Here is a 13384-nt window from a genome sequence, read left to right on the forward strand (position 1 = left end):
CTCTCCTATAGAGAGGACAGTTTGCGAAGTAAGGGAGTGGATATCGCAAAAAACACTCGGTAAAATGATGATATTGCCTAGGTTGACATATCAATAGTAATTATAAACTTTATCTTTTTTGTTGAACCTTTAAACGCTTATTTTCTTTAATGCTTCTATATGCACTACGCACAGGACTATCAAGTTGAATAAAGTCTTCTATTATCTTTAAGCGATTTAGTAATCCTGTTATTGCAGAGAGAGAATCGATATAGCCTTTTCCGGTAATATTTCTCTTGGCGAAACCGTGAGATGCGCTTTTTGTTAATATCTTGAACACATTCTTCCCTAATGCTTCTCTTTCTAATTTTTTAACATCTGCGGCTGCGATATCATTCAAAATATTAATAAACTCTAAATATTGAGCGCATATACCAGCCACAATAGGAGCTGATTGAGAAGTACCACTAAAAATAGTAGGGTTATTTGTAGGGTCTAGTGCTAAAGAAGAAATATCTACTCCTGGAGCCATAAAATCTGGACCTTTTGGGCCTCGGGAACTAAAAATAGCGGGCAGTCCAGGAAACTGACCTTCTGTATTTGGTACGTCCAAAGTGAGAGCGCCTACAGCAAAAACTTTAGAAACAAGAGCAGGGCTATCAATTGTCTTTTTATCAGGGCCAGAGTTACCGGCAGCGGCAACTAAAGTACGTCCTAGTTTGATGGCATTTTTACATGCTTTTTCTACTAAGAGGCGTTCTTTGCGATTTTCAGAAAGAGCAGGAATACCCAAACTCATATTTAGTATATCTGCTCTTTCCGCTGCAAATTCTACCCCCAGTGTAATATCAACAATAAAGCCATCGCCAAATTGGTCGAGAACTTTTATCGGTAAAATAGTAGCGTCTTTAGCAACTCCAAAAGTTTCGCTTGCAATTAACCCAGCAACATGAGTGCCGTGTCCTTCTAAATCATTGATAAAAGGCTCTTCAATAACAAAAGAAGTTTCATCAGGATGAATGAAAAACTCTGCGCGCTGCGCATCTGCTAAACCGGTATCTAAAACAGCGACTGTAATTTCAAATCCAGTGGCGAAAAAACCATCCTCATCGGCGACTAAATCTGAATTTACAAAACTACGCGGATCTTTTTTCAATTCTCTTGAGGGTTTAGATAATTTTTGTTTTGGAATGCATTTAATTTTTTCATTTAAAACAATCGCAGCAACATCTTTACGACGTGAAAGTTGTTGAATGAACTTGGCGTCCGTATTCAGAGCAATTGCGTTTACCAACCAAAAGTAGCGTGCATTTTGCGCTCTATTTTGAACTTGCATTTGGTCTATTACTTTGCGAATAGAAGCTTGGTGATAATCAGCATTTTTTTTAATGAGAGTAATTGCTTGATTTTTAGATTGTCGATGATTTAGCGAGCTAAAGCGATTTGCAATTTCGCTAATTCTTAAACTTCCTTTGAGATAAACAACTACTGAAATTTTTTGGTTCCGTTCGTTTTTTAGAACTTGTTGCAATTTGGGGCTAATAGGAGATTCACTTGATAAGCTCACCGCCCCCAAGAAACAAGTCAATAAAAATAAACGCAATATAGCTTTCAACATATACTTCCCTTTAGTAACTTACGCACCTACTTGTAAATTACGAGTAGGTGCGCAAAAGTAAACAATTTGCACTTTGGGATGATTACTTACTCAACCCAACAGAGCCCCAAGTAGTCTCATTTGCTTGAACACTACGTGATGCAGAACTTGTTTTATATCCTGATTTTGAGATGGTGTAGTTATAAGTACCTGGCTTAATCTGAAAACGAAAAACACCGTCGCTACCTGTCACTATTTTTTTGCCATTATTCAAAGTGACGGTCGCTCCAGAAAGGCGTACACTACTTCCTTTTGCAGAATCGTAAACAGCTCCAATTAGTGTACCTGTTTCATTACCACTACCACCGTTTAAGATATTGCGCACATCGCGTTTAATCTGAGGAATACGACTGTATAACCCTTGTCCTGGACATGCAGTGTTAGAAAAATCCTTATGTCCGTATATTTCATTTGGGTTTACATTGTAACGATCACACAACCATGCTAGCACATTGATCATTGCCTTGTAACCATTAGGGTTTACTTTTTCTAAATCGTAATCGCCAATTAGATTTACACCAACGTTATTGGTGTTGGCTCCACCAGTATGCGCTCCTAATACATTTTCAGGACGCCCTTGATAAACAACTGTTTTTCCTGAAGAATATGTTCCTATTAGAAAATGATAGCCAATGTCAGACCAACCATTGCTATCCATATGATAGTTTTGGATAGAGCGTATTGTAGAAGCTCCTTTGAAACTAGACGCAAGTGGACGATATGTATGGTGGATTGTCAAGCGGCGTGGACTGTGGTAACTATAGCCTTTTTTGGCAGGACGTGCTCCCCAATCTCTACGGGAAATAACGCTTGGTTTTGTAACACCACGCACACCCATTCTCGATGGTAAAGCATCAACAGTCATATGAGGAAAGACAAAATCGTAGCATACTTGAACTTCGTTTAGTTGCGGAGACTGACCTTCGCTGTTTGCCTCAAAGATTACGCGGTAACGATATGCTTGGTTTGTTTCTTTAAAATGAACATCCGCTTCTGAAGTGTGGATTTGTTTCCACTCACTCCACTCAAAATTGCGATTTAAAGCGCTAATTTCAAATTGGATTGATGCCCCTTGTGGTATATCTGCAAAATAATTAATTGTTGCTGCGTTAAAAAACATTTTGCTTTGAACGGAGTCAGAAGTCAATTTTCCACTACTGGTTTCTGGGTATAGTTGGATACTTCCATCAATTAATGTTACTTTTTCACATTGGCAACGAGTCATTTTTTGCGCTGTAAAACGATCTGTGTACTGTAATTCATCGTGTGCAAAGATATTGGTGCTTAGTACAAAAAGAAGTGATATAATACAAACTCTCATTTAAACCTCCCATGGTAAAATGTAGTGGCTGAAAGACCACTTAACTAGGACGCATTGACAGGTCCTAATTTAAAATGAGTTAAAACGCGAATAATTGTTAACGCTTGTTACTATCATAGCAATTTGTCAGGAAAAATGCAATCTCAACTAAAGCGCTGAGTATTTTAAGTTTGTTTAGCGAGAAAGTCATTGTAAAATATAGGATGCATTAAGACACTCTAACAAGAAATCGAAATTTTCGCATACATTACGCAAAACTAAGGTAACAATGTAGTAGCTATTACTTGTTAAAAAAAACTTGCTTTGTTTTTATAAACAAGTAACAATTATATTTAACTTCGCGTTGATGTCCTAACTTTAACTACTACTTAATTATAAGGATATTTTTATGATAAAGTCATTCGCCCTACTTACATCGATATTTATATTTATTTCTTGCACATCTTCTCCTTCTAGACAAATGATTGATTTCAACAAGCAAAACAACACATCGACTCCTCAACGAGCGCAACAGCATTCTCAAGAGCAGCATGCTCCACAACAGCATTCTCAATCCCAAAATGAATTTACCGAAGCAGAACCTTTGCCTCAAAATGAGAGTAAAAATACCAACGAACAAGAAACAATAGACTTAAGTAATGAAAAAGATGATGATTATGCGGAAGCAAAGCGCTTTTTTCAAAGTATTGAAGATCATGGAGAAATGCCTAGTGATGAACCAAAATCACTTGACGAACGTTTAGAATACACAGCTTTATTAGTGAAAGAAAAAAGCAATGAAGAAGCCCGTGAAGCTATTCACTTAGTAATGTCTGATACCGGTTTTTCACAACTACCAATACACAAGAAACTATTAGCTTACTCATTAAACGGTCAATTGCAAATGCGCGAATTTAATCATGACAGTGCACTTGCTTCTTTTGATAAAGCATTAAAAGAATTCAATAACAGTGGAAATGTATCAGCAAATAGTATTTCAGTAGTGCGTTTAATAGTTTATTATCGATCACGTGTACACAATAAACTCGCAAATTATGCAGAGTCTGCAGCAGATATGCAGGCGTACGTTACTTTAAGTGAACAGGCAAAGCAGCCAATTACATCTGAAGAATATTCTCGACTGGCAATTGCTTATTATTTGGCTGAAGATCATGAAAGTTGTAAAGCAGTACTTCCAAACATTTCTCAAGAAGACCGCGAGCAATTAGCTGAACAGTTAGAAGACGAAATGTTTTTAACGGAAAAATAAGTTTCTTACAGTAATGGTAAAGTGTAAAAGAAATTCGTTTGCGTTCACGTCTAAATGCCATGAGCATAAGATTTGTTTACTTGAAGTAATAACTTATCTTTGTTGTTCTCTGAAGTCCTCTATCTATTTGCATAAGAGTGGCTTCAGAGAACACTTATTTTTTTTAATCTTCGCGTAATTTATTGCATTTCTCTATAGCAAATTGTGTTGCTTGGTCTTGAGGAAATTGTTTGTTTATTCCTTCAAATATCTCGAGAGCCTTGTTCCAATTATTCTGCTGATAATGGCGCATTGCAATTGTATAATTATCCGCCATGCGTTTTTTAGCGACAGAAAGTTCGTCTTTTTCTGCAAGAAGTTCATATATAGCGACTTCTTCCGTTTTTCCTTTAACAATAACAAAATCAAGTAGGCGCGTTTCGAAGATATCTTTTACTAAGTTATAGGTATTTTCACCAATAACAATATCAGTGCCGTATATTTTATTGATTGCTTCTAAACGACTTGCAAGATTTACGCTATCCCCCACTGCAGTGTAATCCATACGATCGTTACATCCCATGTTTCCAACAATTGCTTCTCCTGTGTTGATACCTATGCGCACTTTCCAGGAGAAGTGCCATTTTTTTGTTAGTTTTTCTGTTTGTCTTTGAGTAAGAAGAGCAGCGCGGCAAGCAAGAATAGCATGATCTTTGACATCGTAAGGCGCTCCCCAAAAGGCCATCACCGCGTCACCAATAAATTTATCTACAGTTCCTTGATATCCATGGATAGTGTTACTTGCTATGTCCAAATATTCACTTAAATGTTGAAGTAATTTTTCGGTAGATATAGCTTCAGCAATTGTTGTAAAGCCGGCGACATCAGAAAAAAAAGTGGTGATATTCTTCTTTTCTCCTCCAAGTGTCGCATCAGTAGTGTTAATGAGAGCATTATTTACTACATCGCTAGGCACGAATTTCTTAAAAGAACGCAACCCTGATTTCATTTTTTCAAAAGCTAAAGCCATGCTATCTACTTCAGTAATTCGCGAGCGCGTTATATTACTTTTAGTGAGTTGTAAATTCTTTACTTTCTCCATTTCTCCTTCTAAAATTTTTAACGAAAAGGAAAGACGTTTGGAGAAGAAGAGACTAACAACAAGCGCAATGATAATACACAAGCCCGCAATAACAAAACTAATAACATTTGTCCAGTGGACAACTGACATAAAGTCATCTTCTGGAGAAAGAATAACAATTTTCCAATTCCACCCCATCTCTTTTGCAAAAGGAGCGTACATTGCGATATAGTTTTGATTATCATGATGAAATGAAACGTTCACTATTTCCTCAGAAAACATTTCATTTGCTTTTAAGAAGAGCGATTTATAATTATTTTTTAATTTGTCAGAAGTATTATCTAAGTATTCTTTAAATCGACTCTTGAGTTTCTGATTGTTTTTTACTTTAAGTTCAAGTGACGCGTAAAATTCCTTTAAAGTTGAACTAGGGGCATCTTTAATGTGAGATAATTTATATGTTACAGTCCCTTTTTCGCTATGGCGCTGAGAAATTTTTTGTAAATCTACTTCATTTTTCGCAGGTAGAGCGATAATTTCGTCTTTGTGATTTAAAATAAAGGCTTTACCATTTTTTCCTATACGTAAATTTCCCAGAAAAAAAGAAAAACCACTAATGCTTATATCGATGCCAACAACACCAATTAATTTTTCATTTCTGTCATAAACAGGTGTCGAACAAGTGATACCTGGTGTCTGATCACTATAGAATAAATAAACGTCTGTCCAACTAATTTGTCGTGATTTAGCCGATTCTTGAAACCACGGTCGGTTACGAGGATCATAAGCTATCTGAGGAGATTCCTCTGTATTAGGATATTCTTTTTCCCACTTAGGGTTTTGATGTACCCAAGTACTATATATAATTTTTGGCGTTCGCCTGATAGTTTTTGTACTAAAAGTATCATCAGGCATACGCTTCACCATAAAAAAATCACCGTCTGTTTTGCCAAATGTGACCATCGCAAACTGTTTATTCACAAGTAAAAGTTGCCGAAAATATTGAAGAAGAATTTCTTGGTTTTGAGTTTGCACTACTTGATTCGATGTTAAATTTTTACTCAATCTTGATGCTGTTTCTGCAGTATGAAGATAGTGAATGCACTTATCGGTCATATGTAAAGAAATATTGCGCATCAAATCTTTTAAAATAAATTGCACTGATATTTTGCTATTAAAATAAAAGACTGTGATAAGCATGCTAGAACAAAGAACAATGAGTAATAACAAAACGACGAGAATGCTGGTGCGTATGCTAAAACGCATTTTATGACTCCTTTGATAAATGTTCTCGGTCAAATAAAATAAGTGCTACAGGTAAGATAGTTACAGAAAAAACAAAACACAAACTTACACCAATTCCAACAAGTATTCCAAGGCCAATAAGACCACTATGATTCGTAAATAGCAAAGCCCCAAAACTAACCAGAGTGGTTATTGTTGTTAACAAAATAGCGCGCCCAGTTTCGCTAATTGTTTTGATGATATCACCATTTTCGCGAAAACGATGGACGATGTGAACTCCATCATCAATACCAATACCAAAAATAAGAGGAAAAGCAGACAACATTAGAATACTAATAGTCGCACCACTCATGCAAATAATTCCCATACTGATAATACCGCTAAACATTAGTGGTAAAATGGAAAAAAATAAGTATTTTGGCTTACGAAAATCTAATAGAAGAATGACAATTAAAACCAAAAGCACTGCAGCGAGAATAATAGGAAAATCACGTAGCCCCCCTGTGACAAATTTTTTGGTTATAACGAGCATTCCTGTCGCTTGGCCTGGCGCTATTTCTTGAAGCTTTTCTTCTATTTCTGTTACGTTTTCAGGATCTAAACTGCTATTTTTTGGATAAGCAAATATTAAAAAAGTATCATCATTCTTACTTTGAAAACGCTCGCGAAAAGAGAGAGGAATGCTTTCTATTTTTATTAGCTCTGTGTTTTTAGTTAAGGCTTTTATCTTTTTGACGATGTTAATCGCTTCTTGCGCAATTATGTATTCAAAATGAGCAAGATTTTCTAAAACAATGTGATCTTTTCGCTGAATATATTGACGTGTAGATCGCAGTAAATTCTCTATTTTGTTTAAAAGAGCGATCGAGTTTTTACTTTTGGCCAATTCCTTTAAAAGGACAACATCAAGTTGCATACGCGACAACAACAATGTAATACGAGTAACGTCAAATTGCGAAACTTCATCGCGAGTGGAAATATTAGGTAATTTAAGTTGTTTTATTACATCATAGATACGATGAACTCTTTTCAAACGTTTGCGTTGTTTGTATGTAGGAGGAATTAATTGACTAATAGACAATATTTCCGCAAATAAACCACTCTCAGCCAAGCGTTTACTAAATTGGCGGTCTTGTTCTAAATCATTAGATATAACCATAACATAATCATTGGTGCGATTGAATTTTTCTTGAACTTTTTGTTTTGTTACAAGTGAAGGTATATCACGCTGAATAATTTTTTCGAGATTATACTCCATGCGAAAATGACGTATTTGGTAACCAAAAAATAGTAATGCACCAAGACAGATAATCAAAAAATTGTATGGATGGTGATTAACTTTTGTTGCCCACCAAGTAAGAAATCGATTTTCTTTATGTCCGTAAAATGTTGTTGTTTTTTTATCCTTCAGAAGAACGTATAGTAATGCTGGGAAGAAAACAATCATCACAATTAGACAGGACAACAGTCCCCACCCAGTTGTGAAACCTAAATGATTTGCTGCTTTGTCTTCAGCAACACACATCGCAAAAAAAGCCATGGAAGAAGTTACTCCTCCAGTTATAATGCCACGGCCACTAGTAATAACTGCTTTTTGAATAGCTGTTTGATAATTATTATCTTTTTTATATTCCTCGTTAATCCGAACCATAATATGGATGGCAAAGTCCACCCCTAGTCCAAACAATAAAACAGCAAAAATCATCGAAGTAATACTGACAAAACCAATGCCTATCTTCACCATGCCAAAAGTCCATATCATTGCCATAATCATAGGAATAGCAACAAGTATTGGACCCATTTTTAATTTTGATATATAAAAAAATAAGAGTGTTACAATAATAAGAGATAGAAATGACAACCATTGAAAACGACTTAAGGTAAAGGCTTGGTCTTCATATCCTGTGGCCATCATTCCACTAAACCCAAAAGTGATTCCAGGAAATTTTTCTGCGGTTTCTTGAGTAATGTTTTTAATATCTTCAAAAAATGATATACCAAAAGGAACCTCGATAAGGTCAACATTTAGACGAATAAAAATCAGTAGCATTTTTTTATCTTGCGAAAAAATAAATCCGTCGTCTACAGAGGTTAGCATTTGATTTTCTGGAGAAAGTAGAGATGATATTTGGTCTTTTATATGCGCTGTGTTTATTTCATCTCCGTTGTGAACGTACGATTGCAATATTTCTAAGAGAGTACAAAACTGTTGTAAATTTTTATCGGAAAATTCCAAATTTTGTATTGCATTTAACTGCAATAAAGCATAGCACCTTTCTAAAAAAGGTGCTAGAGATAGATTTTGGTAAATAGCTTGTAAAGGGTATCTATTTTTCTCTAGAAAAGTAGTCCATTTTTCTAGTTGTTTATTTGGAGTTAGGAGTAAACCATATTCTCGATAAAAATCCAGATCCATTTTGTAACGAAAAGAGCGAACCACAGAAATAATGCCTGCGTCGCGCGCGTCGTCAAAAGCTTTTTCTAAGGCTATAGCAAATTTTTTTGCTTGCTGTGGTTTTGTACTTTCTACAGCAACTAAAAGGTCCGATGACGCTCCAAATTTTGAAGTGACTTGCTTAAAGCGATTTAATTCTTCGTCTTCTGGCATAATCGCCAAGAAACTAAGATTAATTTCTAAATTAGCTGCCAGCGTCCCAAAAACAATAGTCAGTAGTCCGCAAACAACAAAAATTCTTTTGTAGTGCTCTGTAGTACTGTAAGCTATTTTTTGCAATATTTTTTGATACATTTTGTGTCCTACCAAGGGTAAAAAGAAAGAGTTACACCCTGTTCAAAATGATCTACTGCGGAATCTAATTCAACATAACCATCTGTACCGATAAGAGAAGCGTAATCTCCTGAACCAGCTGTTGGAGAAGGAACAGCAAGTAATACACCTTTATCATTTTCTATTTTTACTGGCAAAAAGTAGGTCAAAGATTTGCGAAAATTGAAATTGTTTTTCAGCGTAACAAACGAGGAGGATAGCGTCAAGGCAGAAGCTTTATAAAGGTATGGAAGCACATAATGCCGAAAACAAGTAGTTGCTGTCACTGGATTTCCAGGAATAGCAAACACTGGTTTATTACTTGGACAGTGCACCCCAAAAGTGAAAGGCTTACCTGGACGTTGTTGAACGCGGCGAAATAGAAGTTCTACTCCTAAAGAAGTCAGTACCTCTGGAACATAATCATACTTTCCTTTGGATACCCCACCACTGAGAATAACGATATCAGCTTCGTTAATGACTAGTTGTAATTTTTTTTGTAGCTCACTTTTATTGTCTTTTAAGTGAAAAATTTCCGTATCGGTGAATCCATGTTTATGTAAACCACACTCTACGGCATAAGTATTCGAAATTCGTATCTGGTAGTCTGTGATAGGAGAATCAACAGCGACAAGTTCGTCTCCAGTTGCAATAATAGCAATTTTCGGTATTTTATACACAAGAACATTAGCTTTACCAACAGAAGCAATCACTGAGATGTGATGGGCATCTATTTTTTGTCCTTGATCTATTAGTTTAGTTCCTTTTTTATAATCACTAGCTTTCTGATGAATATTAGTCATTGGTTCGAGTGCAATTTCTTTTACAACATGCGCTACACCATCTTCTACTTTTATATATTCAACAGGAATAACACAGTCACAACCTACTGGCAATACTGCCCCCGTCATAATTTCCCAACATTCGTCTTCTTTTTCTAATGAAACGCATGGCGCTCCAGCACTTTGAACTCCACATATCGCGAAACTCTTTTGTCCTGAAAGCCAGGAAGACAAACAAATAGCGATGCCATCCATAGCAACGCGATGAAAAGGAGGTAAATCGCGATCCGCAATAATATCTTCTGCAAGAATTTTTCCATAACTTTCATTGAATTTACAAAGTTCTCTGGAAAAGCCTTCAGCGTGATTTAAAATAATACTAGAAGCTTCTTCTACTGTAATCATAAGTTTTTCTACTTTTTAGTAAACAAGTAATGGTTTACCATCCACTCATGTCCATTGTTATAAGCAAAGAGTTCAGAACATGCCATAAAGAAAGTACGCCAATATACCCACCATTTGCGTGCATTTTCTTTGCCATAAGTGTCTTGTAAAATAGGGTAAATTATTGGCTTTTGTTTTGTCATCTTTTCTAGCCACGCCTCGAGCGTTTTAGAATAGTGCCTTCCATCTACCTGCCAGTGATTTTTTACAACTAAATCATTATTGAAGTAAAAGAATAAATGGTTAGAAGGCATAACTCCACCAGTAAAAAAGTATTTAGCCATCCAGTCGGTTTCATCATTAACTTCAAATAAATAGGTATATTTGTGGTGAGCAAAAATGTGAACGAATAGTTTACCATCATCTGCAAGCCAGTTATTTATTTTACCGAGAAGTTGTTCGTAGTTACGTATGTGTTCAAACATTTCGACAGATACTACGCGTTCAAATTTTTGCTCAGTTTCAAAATGAGTTACATCTGCGGTGATTACATTTACATTAGTTAATCCCTGTTTCTCTAGCCTAGAGTCAATAAACTTTTTTTGCGATGCCGAATTTGAAACAGCGGTGATTTTCGCATTCGGATATTTTTGCGCCATATAAGTAGTTAGAGATCCCCAACCACAACCAAGTTCTAAAATGTTTTGTCCATCCTTGAGATCTGCACGAGAGACCGTTAGTTCTAACATTTCTTTTTCTGAACTCTCTAAGTCGTTAGAATTTTTCCAGGAACCAGAACTATATTTTAAATATGGTCCAAGTACTTTTTCAAAAAATATGGATGGTAGTTCGTAATGTTGCTCATTTGCTTTGTCGGTTTCTACGGCAATGGCATCTTTTTTTAGAAGAGAGACCATTTTCATGAACGATTCTTGCTCATCTTCAAGCCAACTTTTTTTCAATGAATCTAAGCGCATTTTTAGCAAGTTGCGAATACCTTTACGAATAGCAGCATCAGGTAATATATTTTTTTCTAATAATTTTATTGTAAACATTGGTGTACCTATTAATTGTTTTTAGACATTTTCTTTAGAGTAATTTCAACGGTGTAGCCTTTTAGAACATCTTTTTGCTTTAACATTACATTTCTTGGACTAAACCAAAATTCCCAATTGCGATTTTTGGATTTTAAATAAGAAGTACTTATTCTTTTACCTTGTAAATTGAATGATTTTCCTTTTTTCTGTGAAAAATCTAATAAGGAAATTGTACCATCCTCAGGATTAATCACGTTATATTTTTGGCGATGAATAAACGACACTCCTAAATTCCATGCGTTGTTTGTAGCAATTGGAGTGAGAGTTGTCAATGAGTTTCCATCAAGAGCTCCTATCATCTTTTTTCCTTTGCTCTGCAATTTTAACGCTATTTTTGTGCCATTCTTGACAGTATTTGTTGTTAGAGACTGAAGTTGTCCATTTTGCCAAACTTCCTTACAGAAGTGTTCATAAGTGATTGTGAAAAATAATAATGCGCGAAAAGAAAAATTGATAGTGGATTTAACAACCACTGATCCATTTTCTTGTGGAGTTACTACCATTTTTTGCGACCCACTTAAATTTCCTTCCACATAAACCTCATACTCATAAGTTCCAGCTAAGGCAATAAATTTTTCTTGTACTATTTCATCTGTGGTTTTGGCTTTTACAACGATAGGGGCAATTGGCTTTTCTTCTATTTTTTTTACAGGCGGAATAATCTCTTTAGAAAGAGAGATTTGCTGTTTTTGTGTAGTATTTTCTTTGATAGGGATAGTCTGTTGTTGTGAAGTGATTTCTTTCGGTGGATTATCTTTTTTTGCGGTCTTTTGTTGTGCAGTGATTTCTTTCTGTGGATTATCTTTTTTTGCGGTCTTTTGTTGTAGAGTGATTTCTTTCTGTGGATTGTCTTTTCTTATATCAGTATCTTTTTGGTGCGGAGTTATTTTTTTAATAGATATAGTTTTTTGTTGTGAAGTATCTTTTTTTACAACTTTAGTTTCCACAGAAGCAGATTGTTTTTTTAATGATTTTTCTTTTATGTTCGGTGGGAAAGATCTTAGAACTGAAAATCTAATCGCTTGTGATTTTTGTGTTTCAGGTATTTTCTTTTCCTTGCTCTTAACAATATGATTTTCTTGTGGTTTTTTGTGCGCGAGTTTTGCTGAATATTTTGACTCTTGCGCGGTGATTATTTTTTTGGGCTCTTCCGCAACAAGACTATTTTCATTGTTATTTGTTTGATTAGATTTATCTTCTTTGGAAAGTGTTGTACTCTTTTCTTTTTGTTTTTTGGGTTCAGTAATTAAATTTTCATTTTTTTGTGAAAAAAAAGATTTTTCAATTGTAGAAAGATTTTTTTTAATAGGATTTGGATTATTTTTGTTCGTAGCTTGAGATCTTAATATTTCAGTATTTAACTCTTGGACTCGGATAAGTTGCTTTTGAGAGTCTTTAGAAGAATAATTTGTATTTGCTTTTTGGCAGTGGCACCCTAGTAATACAATTGTAAAAAAAATAATTAAATAGTGCATGGTTATCCCTTTTTAAAAAACCTTGCTTTTCTCTTTCTTTCTGGCAAATCCCAGTTATTGTATCACAGAATCTAGAAACCGTTATCTTTGTTTTTCTCTGACAAAACAAATCCTAAGTCAAATAAAACACTAATAAAAAGAAGATAAAGTAATATAGAAAATATTGATAAAGCAGGGTATATATTCAAATCAATAGAAGCGGCGATTCGATACCCAATTTGTGTTGCAATATTTCCTGCTAAAAATAGAATCATTAGCGATTTATTTCTACCGCTAGGCCATTGCAAAGTTGCTAATAATGCTATAGCAGGAAGAACTATCCAGATGATTCTTATTACAGAGTAGAATTGTTCATTCATTTTTATTTC

The 13384-nt window shown here is 35.1% G+C and carries 9 protein-coding genes; 1 reads left to right on the plus strand and 8 read right to left on the minus strand.

What is annotated here, in order from left to right; translation table 11 throughout:
- Positions 1 to 109 precede the first annotated feature (109 nt).
- Together UABHE_RS21185 and UABHE_RS21190 are read right to left on the minus strand one after the other, a co-directional pair.
- Positions 110 to 1597, minus strand: coding sequence for a S8 family serine peptidase (locus UABHE_RS21185; protein ID WP_372365280.1), 1488 nt, complete (start codon positions 1595 to 1597; stop codon positions 110 to 112).
- An 82-nt stretch (positions 1598 to 1679) separates the two neighbouring features.
- Entirely contained in the window at positions 1680 to 2957 is a 1278-nt protein-coding gene (locus UABHE_RS21190; RefSeq protein WP_372365282.1) for an N-acetylmuramoyl-L-alanine amidase, read from the minus strand.
- A 388-nt stretch (positions 2958 to 3345) separates the two neighbouring features.
- On the opposite strand from UABHE_RS21190, the gene UABHE_RS21195 reads away from it, so the two are divergent.
- On the plus strand, positions 3346 to 4206 hold the full coding sequence (locus tag UABHE_RS21195; RefSeq protein ID WP_372365283.1) for a hypothetical protein: 861 nt from the start codon (positions 3346 to 3348) through the stop codon (positions 4204 to 4206).
- 163 nt (positions 4207 to 4369) lie between these two features.
- Here the strand turns inward: UABHE_RS21195 and UABHE_RS21200 are convergent, their stop codons facing one another.
- From UABHE_RS21200 to UABHE_RS21225, 6 genes are all read right to left on the minus strand, one after another.
- Positions 4370 to 6532, minus strand: coding sequence for an adenylate/guanylate cyclase domain-containing protein (locus UABHE_RS21200; RefSeq protein ID WP_372365284.1), 2163 nt, complete (start codon positions 6530 to 6532; stop codon positions 4370 to 4372).
- A 1-nt stretch (position 6533) separates the two neighbouring features.
- On the minus strand, positions 6534 to 9260 hold the full coding sequence (locus UABHE_RS21205) for an RND family transporter (RefSeq protein ID WP_372365285.1): 2727 nt from the start codon (positions 9258 to 9260) through the stop codon (positions 6534 to 6536).
- A gap of 8 nt (positions 9261 to 9268) precedes the next feature.
- The gene (locus UABHE_RS21210; protein ID WP_372365287.1) at positions 9269 to 10465 is read right to left on the minus strand and encodes a molybdopterin molybdotransferase MoeA; all 1197 of its coding nucleotides are present in this window, start codon (positions 10463 to 10465) and stop codon (positions 9269 to 9271) included.
- Between the two features lie 8 nt (positions 10466 to 10473).
- Positions 10474 to 11499, minus strand: coding sequence for a cyclopropane-fatty-acyl-phospholipid synthase family protein (locus tag UABHE_RS21215; RefSeq protein ID WP_372365288.1), 1026 nt, complete (start codon positions 11497 to 11499; stop codon positions 10474 to 10476).
- Positions 11500 to 11510: 11 nt separating this feature from the next.
- Positions 11511 to 13016 (minus strand): DUF6134 family protein, encoded by a 1506-nt coding sequence (locus tag UABHE_RS21220; protein ID WP_372365289.1) that lies wholly within the window; start codon positions 13014 to 13016, stop codon positions 11511 to 11513.
- 71 nt (positions 13017 to 13087) lie between these two features.
- The gene (locus UABHE_RS21225; RefSeq protein ID WP_372365290.1) at positions 13088 to 13375 is read right to left on the minus strand and encodes a hypothetical protein; all 288 of its coding nucleotides are present in this window, start codon (positions 13373 to 13375) and stop codon (positions 13088 to 13090) included.
- Between the last annotated feature and the right edge of the window lie 9 nt (positions 13376 to 13384).

The organism is Candidatus Uabimicrobium helgolandensis, from assembly GCF_041508025.1.
GTDB classification, from domain to species: Bacteria; Planctomycetota; Uabimicrobiia; order Uabimicrobiales; family Uabimicrobiaceae; genus Uabimicrobium; species Uabimicrobium helgolandensis.

Bases quoted from the DNA above. Each gene is read 5' to 3' on its own strand.
- UABHE_RS21185 (WP_372365280.1), bottom strand. From the start codon at position 1,597: ATGTTGAAAGCTATATTGCGTTTATTTTTATTGACTTGTTTCTTGGGG.
- UABHE_RS21190 (WP_372365282.1), bottom strand. From the start codon at position 2,957: ATGAGAGTTTGTATTATATCACTTCTTTTTGTACTAAGCACCAATATC.
- UABHE_RS21195 (WP_372365283.1), top strand. From the start codon at position 3,346: ATGATAAAGTCATTCGCCCTACTTACATCGATATTTATATTTATTTCT.
- UABHE_RS21200 (WP_372365284.1), bottom strand. From the start codon at position 6,532: ATGCGTTTTAGCATACGCACCAGCATTCTCGTCGTTTTGTTATTACTC.
- UABHE_RS21205 (WP_372365285.1), bottom strand. From the start codon at position 9,260: ATGTATCAAAAAATATTGCAAAAAATAGCTTACAGTACTACAGAGCAC.
- UABHE_RS21210 (WP_372365287.1), bottom strand. From the start codon at position 10,465: ATGATTACAGTAGAAGAAGCTTCTAGTATTATTTTAAATCACGCTGAA.
- UABHE_RS21215 (WP_372365288.1), bottom strand. From the start codon at position 11,499: ATGTTTACAATAAAATTATTAGAAAAAAATATATTACCTGATGCTGCT.
- UABHE_RS21220 (WP_372365289.1), bottom strand. From the start codon at position 13,016: ATGCACTATTTAATTATTTTTTTTACAATTGTATTACTAGGGTGCCAC.
- UABHE_RS21225 (WP_372365290.1), bottom strand. From the start codon at position 13,375: ATGAATGAACAATTCTACTCTGTAATAAGAATCATCTGGATAGTTCTT.